This is a genomic window from Telluria sp. ZT3P39, from assembly GCF_059685935.1.
In genome coordinates this window covers 118,039-136,402 of record NZ_JCASIH010000002.1, presented here as the reverse complement: position 1 = coordinate 136,402, position 18,364 = coordinate 118,039, and the positions used below count along the sequence as shown (strand labels likewise).

At 65.7% G+C, this 18,364-nt stretch carries 15 protein-coding genes and 1 pseudogene; 11 read left to right on the top strand and 5 right to left on the bottom strand.

Translation table 11 applies throughout. From position 1 onward, the window contains the following. The first annotated feature begins 62 nt into the window (after positions 1-62). Positions 63-1,187, top strand: a complete 1,125-nt coding sequence (locus AC56LR_RS02780; RefSeq protein WP_497127170.1) for a polysaccharide biosynthesis/export family protein — start codon at positions 63-65, stop codon at positions 1,185-1,187. Between the two features lie 15 nt (positions 1,188-1,202). Then, positions 1,203-1,352 (top strand): hypothetical protein, encoded by a 150-nt coding sequence (locus AC56LR_RS02775; protein ID WP_497127168.1) that lies wholly within the window; start codon positions 1,203-1,205, stop codon positions 1,350-1,352. A gap of 144 nt (positions 1,353-1,496) precedes the next feature. Here the strand turns inward: AC56LR_RS02775 and AC56LR_RS02770 are convergent, their stop codons facing one another. Further along, positions 1,497-3,332 carry a polysaccharide biosynthesis protein gene (locus tag AC56LR_RS02770; RefSeq protein ID WP_497127756.1) on the bottom strand — a complete coding sequence of 612 codons (1,836 nt, stop codon included), beginning with the start codon at positions 3,330-3,332 and terminating at the stop codon, positions 1,497-1,499. Positions 3,333-3,900: 568 nt separating this feature from the next. After that, positions 3,901-4,851, bottom strand: coding sequence for an N-acetylmuramoyl-L-alanine amidase-like domain-containing protein (locus AC56LR_RS02765; protein ID WP_497127165.1), 951 nt, complete (start codon positions 4,849-4,851; stop codon positions 3,901-3,903). Between the two features lie 262 nt (positions 4,852-5,113). Between AC56LR_RS02765 and AC56LR_RS02760 the strand changes: the two genes are divergently transcribed. The 7 genes from AC56LR_RS02760 (at position 5,114) to AC56LR_RS02730 (ending at position 11,863) form a co-directional block, all read left to right on the top strand. After that, positions 5,114-8,077 carry a TonB-dependent receptor gene (locus AC56LR_RS02760; RefSeq protein ID WP_497127163.1) on the top strand — a complete coding sequence of 988 codons (2,964 nt, stop codon included), beginning with the start codon at positions 5,114-5,116 and terminating at the stop codon, positions 8,075-8,077. Positions 8,078-8,364: 287 nt separating this feature from the next. Beyond that, positions 8,365-8,526, top strand: a complete 162-nt coding sequence (locus tag AC56LR_RS02755; RefSeq protein ID WP_497127160.1) for a hypothetical protein — start codon at positions 8,365-8,367, stop codon at positions 8,524-8,526. 64 nt (positions 8,527-8,590) lie between these two features. After that, a complete protein-coding gene (locus AC56LR_RS02750; protein ID WP_497127158.1) occupies positions 8,591-8,764 on the top strand; it encodes a hypothetical protein in 174 nt (57 codons plus the stop codon). A gap of 192 nt (positions 8,765-8,956) precedes the next feature. After that, positions 8,957-9,334: a LiaI-LiaF-like domain-containing protein gene (locus AC56LR_RS02745; protein WP_497127155.1), complete on the top strand. Its 378-nt coding sequence runs from the start codon at positions 8,957-8,959 to the stop codon at positions 9,332-9,334. Further along, the gene (locus tag AC56LR_RS02740; RefSeq protein WP_497127152.1) at positions 9,324-10,037 is read left to right on the top strand and encodes a LiaI-LiaF-like domain-containing protein; all 714 of its coding nucleotides are present in this window, start codon (positions 9,324-9,326) and stop codon (positions 10,035-10,037) included. The genes AC56LR_RS02745 and AC56LR_RS02740 overlap by 11 nt, the downstream gene beginning before the upstream one ends. A 13-nt stretch (positions 10,038-10,050) precedes the next feature. Next, positions 10,051-11,124: a sensor histidine kinase gene (locus AC56LR_RS02735; protein WP_497127149.1), complete on the top strand. Its 1,074-nt coding sequence runs from the start codon at positions 10,051-10,053 to the stop codon at positions 11,122-11,124. Between the two features lie 10 nt (positions 11,125-11,134). After that, positions 11,135-11,863 carry a LytR/AlgR family response regulator transcription factor gene (locus AC56LR_RS02730; RefSeq protein ID WP_497127146.1) on the top strand — a complete coding sequence of 243 codons (729 nt, stop codon included), beginning with the start codon at positions 11,135-11,137 and terminating at the stop codon, positions 11,861-11,863. Here the strand turns inward: AC56LR_RS02730 and AC56LR_RS02725 are convergent. The 3 genes from AC56LR_RS02725 to AC56LR_RS02715 form a co-directional block, all read right to left on the bottom strand. Continuing rightward, positions 11,860-14,151 carry an ATP-dependent DNA helicase gene (locus AC56LR_RS02725; protein ID WP_497127144.1) on the bottom strand — a complete coding sequence of 764 codons (2,292 nt, stop codon included), beginning with the start codon at positions 14,149-14,151 and terminating at the stop codon, positions 11,860-11,862. The genes AC56LR_RS02730 and AC56LR_RS02725 overlap by 4 nt on opposite strands. Next, the gene (locus AC56LR_RS02720) at positions 14,133-15,779 is read right to left on the bottom strand and encodes a VRR-NUC domain-containing protein (protein WP_497127141.1); all 1,647 of its coding nucleotides are present in this window, start codon (positions 15,777-15,779) and stop codon (positions 14,133-14,135) included. The genes AC56LR_RS02725 and AC56LR_RS02720 overlap by 19 nt, the downstream gene beginning before the upstream one ends. A gap of 102 nt (positions 15,780-15,881) precedes the next feature. After that, a complete protein-coding gene (locus AC56LR_RS02715; protein WP_497127139.1) occupies positions 15,882-16,646 on the bottom strand; it encodes a hypothetical protein in 765 nt (254 codons plus the stop codon). A gap of 95 nt (positions 16,647-16,741) precedes the next feature. Between AC56LR_RS02715 and AC56LR_RS02710 the strand changes: the two are divergent. Together AC56LR_RS02710 and tssA are read left to right on the top strand one after the other, a co-directional pair. After that, positions 16,742-17,293: pseudogene (locus AC56LR_RS02710) on the top strand (AAA family ATPase); the annotation flags it as partial. Positions 17,294-17,301: 8 nt separating this feature from the next. Continuing rightward, a complete protein-coding gene (gene tssA, locus AC56LR_RS02705; RefSeq protein ID WP_497127136.1) occupies positions 17,302-18,294 on the top strand; it encodes a type VI secretion system protein TssA in 993 nt (330 codons plus the stop codon). Positions 18,295-18,364: the final 70 nt, after the last annotated feature.

Below are 18,364 nucleotides of genomic sequence, written 5' to 3'. Positions count from 1 at the left end.
ATGGACCCCGTACGCTGAGCTGAACGGCTCAAGTAACGGTCCATTTTTGATAGGCAACAATCATGGCTTTGTTTTGTTCGGGTGCAATTAGGGCTTGCTGTGCGGTGGCGCTGGTGCTGGCACTGGCCGGATGTGCCACCGGTATCGGTTTCGATTCTCCGGTGGGCGGAGACAGCGCGGATGGCGGTTCCGCGCCGCCTACCGAGCTCATTACCGACAAGCTGATCGCGGCGGAGCGCCAGGCGGTAGCCGGCAGCGCCCGCCAGGATCTCGGTCCGCTGTTCGTGGCCAAGCCGCCTCCTTACACAATCGGCCGTGGCGATATCCTGTCGATCGTGGTCTGGGACCATCCCGAACTCGCCGCGGGCGGCATGAACGCGGCCACCTCCCTGAGCGGGGGCGGCGCGGCGCCATCGAATGTGGCCACGCCCGGCTTTGCCGTCGACCACCTGGGGCGCATCCAGTTTCCGCTGATCGGCCTGCTGGCCATGGAAGGCCTGACCGAAGAGCAGGCACGCGAACTGCTGGCCAAAAAGCTCGCGCGCTACCTCGCCCATCCCAACGTCACGCTGCGCGTCCAGTCCTACCGCAGCAGGCGGGTGTATGTCGACGGCGAGGTACGCACGCCCGGCCTGCAGGCGATCGACGACATTCCCATGACGCTCGTGGAAGCGCTCAACCGTGCCGGCGGCATGCTTCCCAGCGCCGACCAGAGCCAGATCGTCCTCGAGCGCGGCGAGCGGCGCTACACGGTCAACCTGCGCGAGCTGGTCCAGAAAGGCGTCAACCCCGGCACCATCTTGCTGGGGCATGGCGACGTGGTGCGCGTTCATTCGCGCGACGAGAGCAAGGTCTTCGTCTCGGGCGAGGTGATCACCCCGAAAGCGCTCACCATGCACAACGGCCGCCTGACCCTCAACGAGGCGCTGGGCGAGACTGGCGGCATCAGCCCGCTGAGCGGCGACGCGCGCCAGGTCTATGTCGTGCGCAAGACCCCGGAGCGCACCCGCGTGTTCCGGCTCGACGCCCGCGCCAGCGGGGCGCTCGGGATGGCCGAAGCCTTCGAGCTGCGGCCCAAAGACGTGGTGTATGTCGCCGCCTCTCCGCTGGCGAACTGGAACCGCCACCTGAGCATGCTGTTCCCGGGCGCGCTGACCTCGGCCGTCGGCGTCACCACCAGGCCTTGACCGGAGAAGTCCGCCATGACCACCCCGCACGATCCCCATCCGCACCCGCTCAGCCCCCTCTACCAGCGCCCGCCGGTGCTGTCGGTGCCCTTCGACCCCCGCCCGGCAGAGCCGCTGGCCGAGGAACCGGCCGTCGACCTGAAGGGCTACCTCAACACCCTGTAGCCGAGGCCGACGATGCCGATGACGGCGGTGCGGTCCTGCAGCTTTGCCAGCAGCTGCTCCAGGTGAGGGGAGGTGTTCTCGTCGCGCATGGGTATCCTCGTCAGTCAGTGACAGTGGGTAGGGCGGGGTTGAGGCTCGAAGTACTCAGATTCGGAACGGTACGAATTTCTTGATCAGGCTCGGACGCGGCGTGTCGGCCACCAGCGGCGGCGCCAGGTCGGGCGAAGTGGGCACGTATTCGGCGACGATGGCCTTGACCATCGATTCGATCGTGCCGCGCTCATGGGTTTCGCAGGCCATCATCAGGCAGGTGATGCAGGTCTCGAGCACGCTGGGGCGCAGTGCGCTTTCCTTCATCCGCATGATGCGCGGGTGCTCGCTGGGGAAGACGGTGCCGTCGGTGAGCAGTTCTTCGTGCAGCTTCTCGCCGGGGAACAGGCCGACGAACTGGACTTCGATGTCGCCGCGGGGGTTCTGCGCCGTGCGCTCGGTCAGGCCGGACATGGCAATCATGGTGCGCGCCAGGTCGACGATCTTAACCGGCTCGCCCATGTCGAGCACGAACACGTCGCCGCCCTTGGCCATGGCGCCGGCCTGGATCACCAGCTGGGCCGCTTCGGCGATGAGCATGAAGTAGCGCGACACTTCCGGATGGGTAATGGTCATCGGGCCGCCGCGGGCGATCTGGCGCTGGAACAGCGGAATCACCGAGCCGGACGAGCCGAGCACGTTGCCGAAACGGACCATGCAGAAGGTGGTGTGGGCGCCGTGGCGCACGGCGGCGGCCTGGAATATGAGTTCGGCAATGCGCTTGCTGGCGCCCATGATGTTGGTCGGGCGTACAGCCTTGTCGCTGGAAATCAGGACGCAGGTCTCGACCTGGTGCCTGGCGGCGGCGCTGGCCACCACCTGGGCGCCTACCACGTTGTTGCGCAGGCCTTCGACGATATTGGTCTCGACCAGGGGCACGTGCTTGTAGGCGGCCGCATGGTAGATGGTGTTGACCTTGCCTTCACCCAGGACCCGCTCGACCAGGTCGCTGTTGCAGACCGAGCCCAGGTGGGCATGGATGGTCAGCGCCGGGAAGCGCGTGGTCAGTTCCTGGCGTACGGTGTAGAGCGCGTATTCGGAGTGATCGAGCAGGTGCAGTTCGCTCGGGGTCAGGGTGACGATCTGGCGGCACAGTTCGCTGCCGATCGAGCCGCCGGCGCCGGTGACGAGCACGCTTTTGCCGCGCACGCAGCGGGCGAACAGGTCGAGCCGCGGCGGCACCGGCGGGCGGCCCAGCAGGTCTTCGAACTTGAGTTCGCGGATGGTGCCGCGCGCCGGCGGACGGTCGTCTGCCAGGTCGACCACCCGGCTGAGGATCTTGGTCGGCACACCGGCCTGGCCAAGGCGCTGCATGATGTCGCGCAGGCGCTCCGGGGGCACCGTGGGCAGGGCGATGACGATCGTGCGGATGCCCTGGGCCGCCACCAGTTCGCCCAGGCGTGCGGTATTGAAGACGCGCAGGCCGGCAATGGTGCGTTCGTTGAGGGCGCGCTTGTCGTCGAAGAAGCAGACCGGGCGGTATTCGTCGCTGTGGCGCATGGCCTGCACCAGGCGGGCCCCGGCCTCGCCGGCGCCGTAGACGGCGACCGCGTCGGATTTGCTGGTGGGGCGCCCGCCACGCACCCGCAGCAGGTTGCGCAGCCCGATGCGCGACATGACGACATATGAGAAAACGACAAACCAGTAAATTGCGAGTGCACTACGTGGAAAACGCGGCTCGTTCATCACGATTAATACAACATAAACACATAATATGGCGAATGCCAGCGCGGCGCCGGTCAAGCTTAATAAGCGCTGGTCGATAAACCGGATCACGGCGCGGTAAAGATCGGAAATGGAAAATGCCGCAATGGTGACCACGGCGACCAATACATACGATGCTGGCCCGTAATTCATTGCAAGCTGCAAATCTCCGCCGCGCAATATCATGGCGATCAGAAAACACACCGGTAATGCCAGCAGGTCGACCGTCACCATCAGGGCGATCTTGCTGGTACGGCTCATTGACACCATCCTGGTGCACAACTGGCTGAATAGATCGAAGCTAGAATTCGACATGGCGATCCGCTGGTGGTTAATAAAAATGAGTGACGCTGCAATTGATTGATGGGCAGAGATTATTTAAAAAAAATGAATCAGGTCTCTGCACCAAGCTACCTATAGGCATTCAATAAATTTTGTAAATTTATTATCTGGCGACCACTACGTGCGGAGCTTGACTTGACTCAACGGCAAAGAGTGAATTAAAACGAAAGGGGCTAGAATTAAATATAGGAAATGTAAACAGGAAATAAATCGCTTTTTTAATTTCCATTGATTATTTAATTGTTGTGAAACTGGCTGAATGGCAGGGGCTCGGGCGGCGAGCAAGACGGAGCAAAAACGCGAAGAAAGGACGTGACAGGCGCGCGGCTGGAGGAAGCCGGGGAAGGAAGCAGGGAAGGAAGGACGGCGCGCCGCCGGCGTGCACCGGCGGTGTACAGAAGTTAACGGAGAATCAGGCGCCGTGCGGACGGCCCGGACGCGGTTGCGGCGCCATCGGCGGCACCACCACCTGTTCGTTCAGGCGCAGGAACTTGAAGCCGGCCAGCACCTGGCCGCGCTTGCCCTCGCGTGCATTGCGCGCTTCGCGCTCGGCTGCGCGCGCGATGAAGGAGTCGAAGGTCTCTTCGCGCACCTGCGGCGCCTGCGAATGCAGCAGGTGGCGCTCGCCATTCGGCCCCAGCACCACCAGGCCGACGTGGGAGGCCCAGTATTCGCCGTCGCGGGTGGAGATCACGTTCACGAAATCGCCCTCCTGTAGCTGGGCGGCGATGGCCGCCACCGCCTCCTTGGCAACAAAAGCCTGGCGGCTGCTCTCCACCGGAATGTCGCGCACGGTGCCGTGGCGGGTGCGCAGGAAGCGCGCCCGGTCCACCGTCATCGCGTACGAGGGACCGTTTGCGCCCGCCAGCTGCGCGCTGACGTCCGTCACCAGCCAGCGGTTGGCCGTGTTCCAGTCCATCTCGGTGTAGTGGTTGCGGGTGGCCACGCCGATCACGCCGTCGCGGTAGCGGATCCGCTGCAGCATCCAGAAGAATTCTTCCCACGATCCGGACAAGGCCATCGCATAGGTATGTTCGGCAAATACCACGCAGTCGCTTTCCTTCAGGCTGAACAGCGGCAGACTGTCGTGGATTTCATACGGGAACTCGCCCAGCAGGTGCAGCGAATAGGGCTGGCCGAGGTTCTTGCGCCCGATCGCGGCGATGCGCTTGCGCAGGTCCGGCTCGCTGGCCTGCATGTGGGCGATGTAGCGGCCGGCTTCCTGCGGCGTCATCTGGTAGACCTGCTTCTGCAGCAAGGCGGCGAGCGAAATCGGGGCCGGGGGCGTAGCAGGCGTGGTCTGGGGGGCGCTGGCGCAGCCGGTGAGGGCAGCGGCAGCCAGGAGCGTGAGGGCAAGGCGCATGGTCGTCGGGAGGAGTGGAGGTGTCGTCAGCAATATCCTGACGCTACTCCTGCGCGCGCGAATCGGGGTAATGAAATTTGATGCACACGGTATAACTTTCGCAAGCCCCGAATATGTACATTCCTCAAAGTTATATAGCGTCTAAAACAAGTGATTATTCAGCAAGGGCCTACTTCATCAATACTCCGAGAATGGCAGCGATGGCGTCTGCCTTGGCAGACCGACAGCGACACACTAAAGCTACAATCATCAGGAGAGACACATGTTCAAGCAGAAGCCGCTCGCCGCGGCCGTATCGATGGCCGTCTGGAGCCTGGCAGCCGTGCCGGCCATGGCGCAGGATGCACCCGTGGGCCAGATCCAGACCGTCGAAGTCACGGGCATCCGCGCCTCGATGGCGAAATCGCTGGCCGTCAAGCGCGATGCGGGCGCCAACGTCGAGGTGATCACCGCCGAAGACGTGGGCAAGATGCCGGACAAGAACCTCGCCGATTCGCTGCAGCGCCTGGCCGGCGTGGCGGTGCGCACCGACTACGATGAAGCCGAGAAGGTCGCCATGCGCGGCTCGAACCCGGACCACACCCTGATTCTCTTCAACGGCCACACCGTCTCGGGCGGCGACTGGTATGTCGCCGACCAGCTTTCCAGCAGCCGCTCGACCAGCCTTTCCCTGATGCCGTCCTCGGTGCTGAACCAGGCCATCGTCTACAAGACTTCGCAGGCCGACATCGTCGACGGCGGCATGGCCGGCACCATCAATGTCAGCACCCGCAAGCCGCTGGCCCAGAAGGAACGCCTGACCGGCGTCGTCAACCTCGGCGCCGTGTACTCGGAACTGCCGGGCAAGGCGGCGCACGACACCAACGCCTCGATGAACTGGAAGAACGAGTCGAATACCTTCGGCTTCATCCTGCAGGGCTTCGCAGAGAAGCGCCACGTGCGCCGCGATTCGGCCTCGCGCTTCGCCTACGCGGGCGGCAGCGGCTGGGACGTGATCAATACCTCGACCATGCTGGGCATCACGGACGCCTCGCTGGCCGGCACCGGGTTCAAAGCCTCGGACCTGAACGGCGTGCGCATCCCGGGCTCGATGAGCACCGAATTCGTCGAAAGCGTGCGTGACCGCAAGGGCGGCATGTTCTCGGCCCAGTTCAAGCCGAACGCCGACCTCGATATGACCATGACCGGCTTCCATTCGGAGATGAAGGCCGATAACTTCGGCCGCCTCAATGCCGGCGCCATGTTCAGCATGCTGCGCGGCCAGGGCGGCATACAGGGCGGCGCCGCGCCGACCCTGTCGAACGGCCAGCGCGTCTACGCGCAGATCAAGAATCCGGTGATCGTGAACGAGCGCACCATCTACGGCCACGACCTGAGGGTGCTGAAATCGGCCGACATCGTCTACCCGGCAGGCACCACCCCGCAGTACATCGGCGAAACCGAAGGCGCCTACCGCGAGGGCGCCAAGGCCACCAGCGCCTTCCTCGACCTCGACGTCAAGTACCGCGTGAGCCAGGACCTGACCGTCAAGGGCCTGCTGTCGACCACCAAGGGCACCGGCCAGACCGGCCTCGACCAGGGCCTGACCTATACCCGCTACGGCACCGGCGTGCGTTACGCGCTGGGCGACCTGCGCGACGCACCCTTCGTCCAGTACTTCGGCACCGGCCCGAATGTCCCGGGCCGCAATGCCGACGGCAGCGGCTTCGTGCTGTCCGGCCGCGCCGCCTCGGGCGTGAAGACGACCGACAAGGAAACCAGCCTCAACCTCGACGCCGAGTACAAGCTCGACCACGGCCTGCTGAAGTCGCTCGACTTCGGCGCGCGCCACGCCGACCACCGCCGCGAGAGCGCACGCCGCTTCCCGCAGCTGCGCACCGGCGCGCTGGGCGCCAACGAACCGGTCGCCGGCTCGAACTTCATCCCGTATCCATCCGACTTCGGCGCCGACCTGGATGGCCCGGCCGGCTGGGACAACACCAGCTGGACCCTGACCCCGGAAGCGCTGAAGGCCTATTTCGCCGCCAACTACAAGCCGACCACCGCGGACTGGGAGCGCCGCACCTCGACCGAACTGGACATGCGTGAACGCCAGAGCGCGGCCTACCTGATGGGCAACCTGGAAGGCGAACGCTGGTCGGGCGACCTCGGCCTGCGCTATGTGCGCACCCAGGTCAATGCGGCGGTGCCGTCGCCGATCCCGGTCGGCCTGTGCCCACGCACGGAGCCGGGCAAGCCGGCCACCACCTGCGCCGCGGTGCCGGGTGCGGTCACCACCGCCAGCGACGGCGTGCAGTACTACGACGGCGTGCCGTTCAATCCACTGGCCGGCGTGATGTACTACAAGCAGGCCAAGGAAAGCACCTTCAACAACCTGCTGCCGAGCATGAACGTGCGCTACGAGCTGGCCAAGGATCACATCCTGCGTTTCGGCGCCAGCAAGACCATCGCGCGCCAGAACTACAACCTGCTCGGCGCCGGCTACGGCTCGCCGGCCTGTACCGACGGCGTCTGCCAGGTCACCGGCCCGAACCCGAACCTGGAGCCGCTGTTCTCCAAGAACCTCGACCTGTCCTATTCGTGGTACCTGGGCAGCCGGTCGATGTTCGGCTTCAACCTGTTCGCCTCGAACATCACCGGCTATCCGAAGACCGGCGTCGCCGGCCAGGACACGGTGGAACTGCTCGATCCGCGTGATTCGCAGATCAAGAGCTTCGCGGTCAATTCGGCCTCGCAGCAGGACGCCCGCATCCGCGGCATCGAAGTGATGTACGAACAGCCGTTCGGCGACACCGGCTTCGGCTTCACCTCGAACGCCAGCAAGTCGCGCACCCGCGTGGCCGATGGCCGTCCGATGGTGGGCGCGTCGGAATACGCGGCCAACCTGGGCCTGTACTTCGAGAACGACAAGCTGTCGGCCCGCCTGGTCGCCAACTACCGCAGCGAGTACATCAACACCTCGACCGCGCCGGCGCCGAACGCCAACAGCCAGGGCCTGTCGACCATCAACGGCATCCTGATGCCGGTCGCGCCGACCATCGCGGCGCCGGTGACCACGCTGGCATTCAACGCCAGCTACAACCTGATGCCGAACCTGCAGCTGTCGTTCAACGCGACCAACCTGACCAACGTGAAGCGCGCTTACTACCGCTACAGCGAGGAAGAGCAGCAGAAGCTGGACGTCTCGGGCCGCATCTACTACCTGAACCTGAAGTACCGCTTCTGATCATCTGAAGCTTCGTTTCGAAGGGGAGCTGCGGCTCCCCTTTTTTCATGGCGGTTCGGCGCGTCTTCCAAAGCCGCCAGCGTTCTTGTAGGAAGCCACCTATCGAAAAGTGTGTGCTACCTAACGGTCGGTTTGGCGGGTCATCGTTATGATGAAGCTGTGTGAGTGAGGGACTGCGCGACGAGCGCGGCGCCAACAGCTCAACAGGTTAGCCGGTCGCCTCGAGGACCGGCACCAGATACGGGCCGGCGCGACAGCGAAGGCCCCAAACAGTAGCGGAGGATGCCATGTTAGAGATCAAGCACCCACCCAAGCATTTGGTACGCGAATACCTCGAGCGCCGCTCGCGGGATTCCGCACCGCCCCCGACGCCGGAAGAAATCCGGCGCCAGCTCGGATGGGGCATGTTGATGCCGGCCGATCTCAAGATGGGCAGCACCCGCTCGTAATTCCATTCCGCGCCAGGACGGGGCGGGCCTCACCGGCAGCACGGTGTTCAACCAGGAGACGTTCATGACCCAAAAGATCGGCAACAAACACGAAGCACAGCACCGCGGCAAACAGGAACGCCTGGAAATCCGCCGCACCAACATCGCGCGCGAAGCCGTGAAAATGGCCGAAGCACGCGGCAAATACCGCAATCAGGTCAAGGGCCGTCCACAGACGGACCTGTCGGCACAAGCCTGATAGCCCGCAAGCCCGAAAGCCCGCCCCTCGAAGGCGGGCTTTTTTACGTCCATTTTCCGCACCCGGCCCGCAATCCGCCGAATTCTTCGCCATTCACCGCCCTGGGGCCGCCGTTCACCGATTTGCGCTTTTCCAGGATCCCTGCGGTCCGCTATCGTGTGTCCATTCCGATCACACACGAGGAGACGCAACATGAACAACGAAGACACTTACCGCTGGCGCAAGCAGGTCGTCTGGGGCCTGCTCCTGATCGTTATCGGCACGGTCATCCTGCTCGACCGCCTGTATTATCTCGACGCCGGCTCGCTGTGGCATTATTGGCCGCTGCTGCTGGTCGTGGTGGGCATCAACCAGACCATCGGCTACCCGAGCCCGCGCGAATTCGGCAACGGCCTCTGGACCGTCTTCATCGGTCTGTGGCTGTTCGCCTGTTTCGAGCACGTGTTCGGGCTCACCTTCCGCAACAGCTGGCCGCTGTTCATCCTGGCCTGGGGCGTGAAGATGGTAGCCGAACCTTTCATTGCGCGCCGCCTTGCCCTCAATCATACGGAGAACGACCATGCAAAATAAACTCCAGCGTAAAGGCATCACCAGCCAGGTCGTGCTGGGCCTCCTGGTGATCTTCGTGGGCCTGCTGTTCCTGCTCGATAACCTCGACATCCTCGACACCCGCCGCGCCGTGTCGTTCTGGCCGATGTTGTTCATCATCGTCGGCACCGTCAAGCTGTGCGACACCCAGACCCGCGGCGGGCGGCTGCTGGGCAGCGGCTTCATCGCGCTGGGCGTGGTGATCATGCTGGACCGGATGGACATCATCGATTTCAACTGGCGCGTCCTGTGGCCGCTGTTCTTCATCGGCTTCGGCATCTACACCCTGGTCAAGGCGCGCACCGGGCGGCGCCAGATCTCGATCGACGGCGTCAAGGGCGAAACCGATCTCGGCGGCGAAGGCGTGGTGGACATCACCGCCATCCTGGGCGGCTTCGAGCGGCGCGTGTTTACGCCCAATTTCCGCGGCGGCGAGATCACGGCGGTGATGGGCGGCTGCGCCCTCGACCTGCGCAACTCCTCGATCCAGGGCGAGGCCGTGGTCAACGTGTTTGCCTTCTGGGGCGGCGTCACGCTAAAGGTACCGCCCGACTGGACGGTGATCCTGGACGGCACGCCGGTCATGGGCGGCTTCGAGGAAAAGACCATCGCACCGCCGGACAACAGCAAGCGCCTGGTCGTGCGCGGCTACGCCATCATGGGCGGCGTGGAAGTGCGCAACTGATGGTGGTGGCGCGATGAACGGCGGATCCTGGGCGCGGCGCAGCGTCGCGCTCTATCTGCTGGCCTGGCTGATGCTGGGCGTGCTGCTGGCAGGGCTGATCCATGCGACCACGGGATTTGGCCCCGCCGCCAGCCTGCTGTTCGCGCTGCCGCTGACGCTGTTCTATGCCAGCGCCTGCGGCTTTTCCGCCTACTACCTGTGCCGCGCCTATCCGCTGGGGCAGCGCGCGCTGGGCGCGGTGCTGTCGGTGTTCTTCTTCAGCGCCCTGAGCGCCGCCATCCTGTGGTGCGCGGCGGGCAGCGCCTGGGCTTACCTTTGCACGCTGGTACTGCCGCAGGCAGTGGAGGTGACGCGTCCTTTTGTCGCGGTCATGCTCGGGATCGGCATGCTGCTGTACTGGATGACGGCGGTGGCCCACTACCTGGTGCTGGAGTTCGAGCGCGCCCGCCGCGCCGAGACCCGCGCGCTCGAATCGCGGCTGCTGGCGCAGGACGCCGAACTGCGCATGCTGCGCACCCAGGTCGATCCGCACTTCCTGTTCAACAGCCTGAACTCGATCAGTGCGCTCACCAGCATCGATGCGAGCCGCGCGCGCGACATGAGCTTGCAGCTGGCGGGATTCTTTCGCCAGACGCTCGGCCTGGAGGCCCACCGCAAGGTGGCCTTGAGCGACGAGGTCGCACTGGTCGAACGCTTCCTGGCGATCGAGCAGGTGCGCTTCGGGCCGCGCCTGGTCTTCGCGCAGCAGGTGGGCGAGGGCGCGGGCGACTGCCTGCTGCCGCCGATGATCCTGCAGCCGCTGGTGGAGAACGCGGTCAAGCACGGGATCGGCCAGCTGCTCGATGGCGGTACCATTACGATCAGTGCCGAACGCGCCGGGTCGCTGCTGCGCATCCGCGTCGAGAACGACGTCGATCCAGATGATGCGGGAATCCGGCAGGCCGGCAAGGGCATCGGCCTGGTCAACGTGCGCCAGCGGCTGGCCGCGGCCTACGGGAGGGAAGCCAGCGTGCACTGGGCACGCGACGACAAGACTTTCAGGGTGGAGCTGGTGCTGCCCGCAGAGACGAAAACGAATGAATCATGAGGACAGAACGATGCGTGTGCTGATCGTGGACGACGAACACCTGGCGCGCGCGCTGCTGCGCGAATTGCTCGGCGCGCACCCGGACGTCGAAATCGTCGGCGAATGCGCGAACGGCTTCGAAGCGGTCAAGGCCATCGGCGAGCTCGATCCGGACCTGGTGTTCCTGGACATCCAGATGCCCAAGCTCGATGGCTTCGAAGTGGTCGAGCTGGCGGGAGCCAGGCCGCACTACATTTTCGCGACGGCCTATGACGGCTTCGCGCTGCGCGCCTTCGAGGTGCATGCGATCGACTACCTGCTCAAGCCCTTTTCGCGCGAACGCCTGGCCCAGGCGCTGGCGCATGCGCGCAGCCGCCGCACGCCGCCGGCGCAGTTGCAGGCCGTGGTCGCCGAAGCGGCCCAGCGCCACGGCTATCTCGAGCGCGTGCTGATCAAGGACGGCGCACGGGTGCACATGGTGCCGGCGTCCACCATCGATTACGTCGAGGCCCAGGACGACTACGTGCAGGTCACGGGCGGCGGCAAGGCCTGGCTCAAGAACCAGCGCATGGCCGAACTCGAAGCCCAGCTCGACCCGCAGGTCTTCGTCCGCATCCACCGCTCCTATATCGTCAACCTCGGTTCGATCGCTCGCATCGAACCGAGCAGCAAGGACAATCACTGCGCCGTGCTCAAGGATGGGACCAAACTGCCGATCAGCCGCAGCGGCTACCAGAAGCTGCGCGAGCTGATGCGCTAGGCCGGTAGGGGGGCGCGGCCATCGACCTTCCACCAGGCCGGCAGCAGGGACAGCACGTCCGGTTTGCCGAACCGGTCGTCGATCAGCCAGACCACGCCCCGATCCTGCTCGGTGCGGATCACGCGGCCGGCCGCCTGCACCACCTTCTGCATGCCGGGATATAAATACGTGTAGTCGTAGCCGGAGCCGAACATCGCCCCCATGCGCTCGCGCAGCTGCTCGTTCACCGGGTTCACCTGCGGCAGGCCGAGCGTGGCCACGAACGCGCCGATCAAGCGCTCGCCCGGCAGGTCGATGCCTTCGCCGAAAGACCCGCCCAGCACCGCGAAACCGACCCCGCGCCCGCTCAGGGTGAAGCGTTCGAGGAAGGCGGCGCGTTCAGGCTCGCTCATGCGCCGTTCCTGGCGCCAGGCCGGCACGCCCGGATGGCGCTCTTCCAGCTGCGCCGCCACCTGCTCCATGTAGTCGAAGCTGCTGAAGAAAGCCAGGTAGTTGCCTTCGCGCGCCGCGTACTGGCGCGCGATCAGGTCGGCGATGGGGCCGAGCGAGGCGGCGCGGTGCTGGTAGCGTGTCGAGATGCCGCCCGCGATGTGCACTTCCAGCTGGCAGGCGGTGAAGGGCGAGGCGACGTCGGCCCAGGCGGTGTCTTGCGGCATGCCGAGCAGGTCGCAGAAATAATGCCAGGGACTGAGCGTGGCCGAGAACAGCGTCACCGAATGGGCCAGCGCGAACCTGGGCTTGAGAAAAGGCGCCGGCACCACGTTGCGGATGCTGATCACGGAGTCGCGCAGGCCCGCACGCGCCAAATCGCACAGCGAATGCTCACCGAAGGATTCGGCCAGGCGCAGGAAACCCAGGGCGTCGAAATGAAAGCGCTGCAGGTCCGGGTCGAGCGGCCCGGGTACCTCGGCCAGGTAGTCGTTGACGGTGCTGGTGGCGTTCTGCAGCGCGTCCAGCAGCTTGGACGGCACTTCCGGCAGCACTTGGTAGGGCGCGGGCGCTTCCTTGTCGACACCGGTCCAGGCGCGGCCGACGCGTTCCAGTGCCTTCTTCACGATGTCGGGCGCGTTGGCGCGCGCGATGCGCAGGGTGGAACGATTCAGCTCCGCGCCGTACATCGAGCGTGCACGCGAGACCATGTTATGGGCTTCGTCGACCAGTACGCTGGCGCGCCAGCCGTTGTTCAGGGTCAGCGCATACAGCATCGCGCCGCCGTCGAAATAATAGTTGTAGTCGCCTACCACCACGTCGGCCCAGCGCGCCATCTCGCTGCCGAGGTAATAGGGGCAGACATCGTGCGCCAGCGCGACCTCGCGCAGGGCTTCGCGGTCGAGAACGGACACCTGGGCGGCGCTCGAGCGTGCAGCCGGCAGGCGGTCATAAAAGCCTTTCGCGAGCGGACAGGCGTCGCCCTGGCAGGCCTTGTCGGGATGTTCGCAGGCCTTGTCGCGCGCGGTCAGTTCCAGCACCCGGATCGGGATCCCGGCCTTGCTGGTGAGGCTGGCGGTGGCGTCCAGTGCCAGGCGGCGGCCCGGTGTCTTCGCGGCCAGGAAGAACAGCTTGTCGATGCTTTGCTGGGGCATCGCCTTGAGCACCGGGAACAGGCTGCCGATGGTCTTGCCGATGCCGGTCGGCGCCTGCGCCAGCAGGCAGCGCCTACTGGTGTTGGCGCGGTAGACGTTTTCCGCCAGCTCGCGCTGGCCGGGCCGGAAGTCCGCATGCGGAAAGCGCATGGTGGCAAGGCCGGCGTCGCGCCCGGCCCGGTGCGCGGCTTCCTGCGCCGCCCAGCCCGAGAAACGCTCGCACAGTTCGGCAAACAATGCGGCCAGTTCCGCCGCATCGCGGGTCTCGCGCAGCACCGTCTCATGCCCGCTGCCGATGTCGTAATACACCAGCGCCAGGTTGACCTGCGCCAGCCCCAGCTCGCGGCACAGCAGGTGGCCATAGACCCGCACCTGGGCCCAGTGCAGGTGGCGGTGGTTGTCGGGAATCGAGCTGAACTTGCCGCGGTGGGTCTTGATCTCTTCGACCAGGTTCTGGTCCGGGTCGTAGCCGTCGGCGCGGCCGCGCACGTGCAAATCGCCCCAGTCGCCCGAGAGGGAGACTTCGGTGCGGTAGTTGCCGCCGCGCCGGCCCTGCACCACTGCGTGGCCGGCGATGCCTTCCTGGGCGGTGGGCGAGGGCGTGAAGCGCAGGTCCAGGTCGCCCGCCTTGGCGGTGAATTCGCACAGGGCCCGCACGGCTACCTTGTACTTGAGCCCGTCCTCGGTCAAGCAGCCTGCTCCCATTGCAGGTAGCACACCGACACCGGCATCTCGTGCGCGGCGCAGTACTCGATCCAGCGCAGCTGGTTGTCCTGCAGGCGGTCGCCCGGGCCTTTTACTTCGATCATGGTGTAGCGGTTTTCGGCCGGCCAGAACTGGATCAGGTCCGGAAAGCCCGTGCGGTTGGCCTTGACGTCGGCCAGGATGCGCTCGCACCACTTGCGCAGGTGCGCGGGCGGGATGCAGGCCAGGGCCAGCTCGAGCAGTTCGGGGCTGAGCGCTTCCCAATGCACGAAGGGTGTAGAGATGCCCGCCTTTTCCAGCGCGGTGCGGCGGATGGCGTCGCGGTAGCTGCCGTCATCCAGGGCAGCCAGGCATTGCGCGAATTCCGCTTCGCGGCGCTGGTGGAAGTCCGGGCTGTACAGGTCCGCCGGCCCACGGTGGAAGGGGTGGAAGAAGGCGCCGGGAATCGCCGCGAAGATCGCGCGCCAGCACAACAGGCCGAACAGGGAATTGGCCAGCGCATTTTCGACGTAGAACACGGGCGCATCCTCGCCTGCCAGGTGGTCCCGCACCACGCCTTCGACCCACCAGTCGCCCGCGGGCATGGGCAGGCACAGGTCGAGACGATGAGGGGCCGGAGCACGGCGCGGCGCCAGCTTCGCGTGGCCGAGGCGGCGCGCCAGGCGCGGGGCCACCCGCAGCAGATGCTGGCGCTCGGCTTCGCTCTCGGGCGCGGCTTGCGCGAGGCTCAAGAGTGCGTAGGCTTCGTCAAAGCGCTCGTGCTTTTCCAGCACCCGGATCGCGCGCCCGCGTGCGCCCGGAAAGCGGCAGCGCGCATAGGCGGCGTGGGCATTGTCCCAGTCCTTGGCTTTTTCGTATTGCTGGCCGATCTGGAACAGCAGCTTCTCGCGGCGGCCCGCCAGCCAGTCGTTGTCGAAAGCGTGCGAGGGCAGGTCGCGCACCACCTCGTCGAGCGGCTCGCCGGCATAGAAGCGCTCCTTGCAGGCGTGCAGGACGATGTAATGGTCGATGTCGCCGCGCGAGCGAAAGCCGCGCGAGGCTTGCGAGATCTCGACCTGCTCGTAGCGGAACATGCCTAGGTCGGACAGCACGAACTCGGTCCAGTCCTGGCGCAGGTTGCCGAAGAAGATCAGGCGCAGCCGGTCACACAGGGGCTTGACCAGGATGCGCAGGGCCAGGTCGGTGCAGTCGCGGTACCAGTCGGCAAAGGGGCGCTGTTCTTGAAATGCCGGGCGCAAGGCTTCGAGCTGCTCGCCCTTGCGCGCATTTTTCTGCGCCGGGTGCTCGCGGAAGGCGGCGGCGATCTCGGGCTTGGACAGCAGGTCGAACAATTCGTCGAGGGAGAGGCTCGGGTTGGTGTCGACCCAGCCGGTGGCTACCAGGAGCCGGGAGGCTTCGACCGGGCAGCCGATCTCGGCGTAGATCAGTTTGCTGGCGCGGAACAGACTCCCCTTGCGCATGACCATGCGCACGAACAGGGCGCGCGCATTCCGGGGCACGGTGGGGAAGGCGGACAGGAAGGCGAGCTCGTCGTCGCCCAGCAGGTCGCGATAGCGCTCGCCGATCCAGTCGAGGACGCGCTGGAAATTGTCCAGATAATAAAACTCGTTTTCCAGAACCCTGATCATCTCGTGTTGCCGTACTGTGCTTATGTACAGTATAGCTCCACGAGGCATCAACCACCCAGCAATATCCCGGATTTTCGCCGGGGATGGTGGCTTTTCGCCACGCTATTGGGTAGCGGGTTTTGCTTTACAGGCATCGCTCGGGCACAAGAGCTCGGTCATTTGCGAGCCCTCGGGTGCGTGGCCGTTGGCATGCACGATCACTGCCGAGATCAGGGCCACGTCCGCATCCAGGTGCCCATCGGCGCCCTTGGCGGCAGGAGTGGCGCCGCGCGGCGCTTTGGCCGGGCCCGGACGCACGGCGTTGCGGGCCACGACCGCCGGACGCGGCCGGAAGGGAGCGCCGGCGACCGGACGCGCCGCGGGGCGGGGTGCGGCCGCAACCAGGGGCGCAGGCCTGGCAGCGGGCGGGATGCTGCGCGCAGCCGGGCGCGGCGAAGTTGCCGGCACGGGCACGCGCACCGGCGGCAGGGGGGCGGGCTTGGCCGGGGCCGGTTTAAGCAGGCGCATCGGCGGCACATCGTGGGCCGGTTGCTGGTCGACGATGACCGCCGCCGTCGTGGCCATGGCGACCTGGCGCAGGGCCGGCGCCGGGTCGGGCAAGGCGGCGGAGGGTGGATCGGCGCGGCTGCCGGACGCACTGGCCAGTACGGGCTGCTCCTGCGGCAGTACGGTCCCGTCATTGCCCGCTGCCAGCCAGACGAGCGTGCCGGTCAGGGCGATCGCAACAAAGGCGCTTGCGCCATACCATGCGAGACGCCCGCTGGAACCGCCGGCCGCGCCGCGCTTGCGTGCGGGATCGCGCTCGAGCATCGCCAGGATGCTGTCCTCGCCCGAGGTGCGGCGGGGCGACATCAGGTTCGGACGCATGGACGGGGATTGATTTTCGTCTGTAGGCCGCACGGCATTACTCCTAAGATTGGTTCTTCCAATTCTGATTAGAAACAATCTTGGGGATAGCGATGATGATTTTCCAGGTGTTCGACAAGGGCGTGCTCGATGATGCCGAGGGGCGCCAGATCGACTTCCGCAACACCATCATCATCCTGACCTCGAACGTGGGCTCGAGCCAGATGATGGGGGCCTGCCTGAACAAGCCCTTGAACGAGGTGCCGAACCCCGAGCAGCTGGCGGAGCTGATCCGGCCGCTCTTGATGAAGCATTTCAAGCCGGCCTTCCTGGGCCGCTTGAGCGTGGTGCCTTTCTACCCGATCCGCGACGAGGTGCTCACCCGGATCATCCGGCTCAAACTCGATCGCATCAAGGAGCGCGTGATGAGCAATCACCGCGCGCGCTTCGAGTACGACGAGGCGCTGGTGTCGGCGGTGCTCAGCCGCTGCACCGAGGTCGATTCGGGCGCGCGCAATGTCGACAACATCCTCAACGGCACGCTGCTGCCCGAGATCGCCGACAGCGTGCTGGCGCAGATGGCCGAAGGCGGGGCGATCGCGCGGGTGAAGGTGAGCGCAACCCGTGCCGGCAAGTTCAAGTACGCCATCGAGGCCAACGCGACCTAGGAGGGAGCATGCTCAATCTGGACAAATTGCTGGTGCCGATCAGCATGGACCGGCCCTGCGGCGAGGACCTCGCGTTCTCGCCCGACGTCGATGCCATCAGCCGCGCGCGCCAGGCCGACGACCCGTCGATCGAGCAGGGCGCCTGGGTCACCACGCTCAAAGAAGCCGACTGGAAGTTCGTCTCGAAGCGCTGCATCGACATGCTGGAGTCGCGCAGCAAGCACCTGCAGCTGGCGGTCTGGCTGGCAGAAAGCAGCGCCAAGACCGACGGGCTGCGCGGCCTGGCCACCAGCCTGCGCCTGGTCGCCGCTTTGTGCGAGCGCTACTGGGAGGGCGTGCATCCGCTGCCCGACGAAGACGGCCAGGAGCGGCGCATCGGCAACCTGGCCTGGATCGCGGCGCGGATCGCACCGCTGGTCAAGGAGATCCCGGTGGCCGAAGGCGTGAGCGTCAATGCCTGGGAGGCGGCGCGGGGGCGCGGTCCGGAGGCGGTGGCCGAACTCGATGCGATACGTTCGCGTACTTCGCACGCGGCACGCCAGGCGCTGCTGCAGGACGCCGAAGACTGCATCGCGGCGCTGGCCGAACTCGAACGCGCGGTCGACCAGCGGCTCGGCGCGGACGGCCCGAGCTTCGGGGCGGGCAGGGCGGCCTTGCGCGACCTGGCCGACATGGCGGTGCCGCCATCGGGCTCGCCGGCCGCAGTCTCCGTTCATGCGCCGGTCCAGCTGCAGCCGGCTATGCAGGCGATGGGGGCGGCAGGTATGCCGGCGCGGATGCTCGATGGCCCGCTCCACAGCCGCGAACAGGCGCTGGCGCAGTTGCGGGCGGTCGCCGAATTCTTCCGGCGCACCGAGCCGCACAGCCCGGTTGCCTACCTGGCCGACAAGGCCGCGCGCTGGGGCGAGCAGCCGCTGCACGCATGGCTGCGCTCGGTCATCAAGGATGACGCGTCGCTCGCGCGGCTGGAGGATTTGCTGGGGATCGAAGCGGAAAGCTGAAGGGTGAATGTGAAAGAAAATTTCATGTGGGGCGAAAAATGAAATTTTCTTTCACGGGACAGGCGGACTG

Coding starts and splice junctions, on each gene's coding strand:
- AC56LR_RS02765 (WP_497127165.1), bottom strand. CDS start 4,851: ATGCGCCTTGCCCTCACGCTCCTGGCTGCCGCTGCCCTCACCGGCTGC.
- AC56LR_RS02755 (WP_497127160.1), top strand. CDS start 8,365: ATGTTAGAGATCAAGCACCCACCCAAGCATTTGGTACGCGAATACCTC.
- AC56LR_RS02775 (WP_497127168.1), top strand. CDS start 1,203: ATGACCACCCCGCACGATCCCCATCCGCACCCGCTCAGCCCCCTCTAC.
- AC56LR_RS02750 (WP_497127158.1), top strand. CDS start 8,591: ATGACCCAAAAGATCGGCAACAAACACGAAGCACAGCACCGCGGCAAA.
- AC56LR_RS02760 (WP_497127163.1), top strand. CDS start 5,114: ATGTTCAAGCAGAAGCCGCTCGCCGCGGCCGTATCGATGGCCGTCTGG.
- AC56LR_RS02770 (WP_497127756.1), bottom strand. CDS start 3,332: ATGATATTGCGCGGCGGAGATTTGCAGCTTGCAATGAATTACGGGCCA.
- AC56LR_RS02720 (WP_497127141.1), bottom strand. CDS start 15,779: ATGATCAGGGTTCTGGAAAACGAGTTTTATTATCTGGACAATTTCCAG.
- AC56LR_RS02780 (WP_497127170.1), top strand. CDS start 63: ATGGCTTTGTTTTGTTCGGGTGCAATTAGGGCTTGCTGTGCGGTGGCG.
- AC56LR_RS02735 (WP_497127149.1), top strand. CDS start 10,051: ATGAACGGCGGATCCTGGGCGCGGCGCAGCGTCGCGCTCTATCTGCTG.
- AC56LR_RS02730 (WP_497127146.1), top strand. CDS start 11,135: ATGCGTGTGCTGATCGTGGACGACGAACACCTGGCGCGCGCGCTGCTG.
- tssA (WP_497127136.1), top strand. CDS start 17,302: ATGCTCAATCTGGACAAATTGCTGGTGCCGATCAGCATGGACCGGCCC.
- AC56LR_RS02740 (WP_497127152.1), top strand. CDS start 9,324: ATGCAAAATAAACTCCAGCGTAAAGGCATCACCAGCCAGGTCGTGCTG.
- AC56LR_RS02745 (WP_497127155.1), top strand. CDS start 8,957: ATGAACAACGAAGACACTTACCGCTGGCGCAAGCAGGTCGTCTGGGGC.
- AC56LR_RS02715 (WP_497127139.1), bottom strand. CDS start 16,646: ATGCGTCCGAACCTGATGTCGCCCCGCCGCACCTCGGGCGAGGACAGC.
- AC56LR_RS02725 (WP_497127144.1), bottom strand. CDS start 14,151: ATGGGAGCAGGCTGCTTGACCGAGGACGGGCTCAAGTACAAGGTAGCC.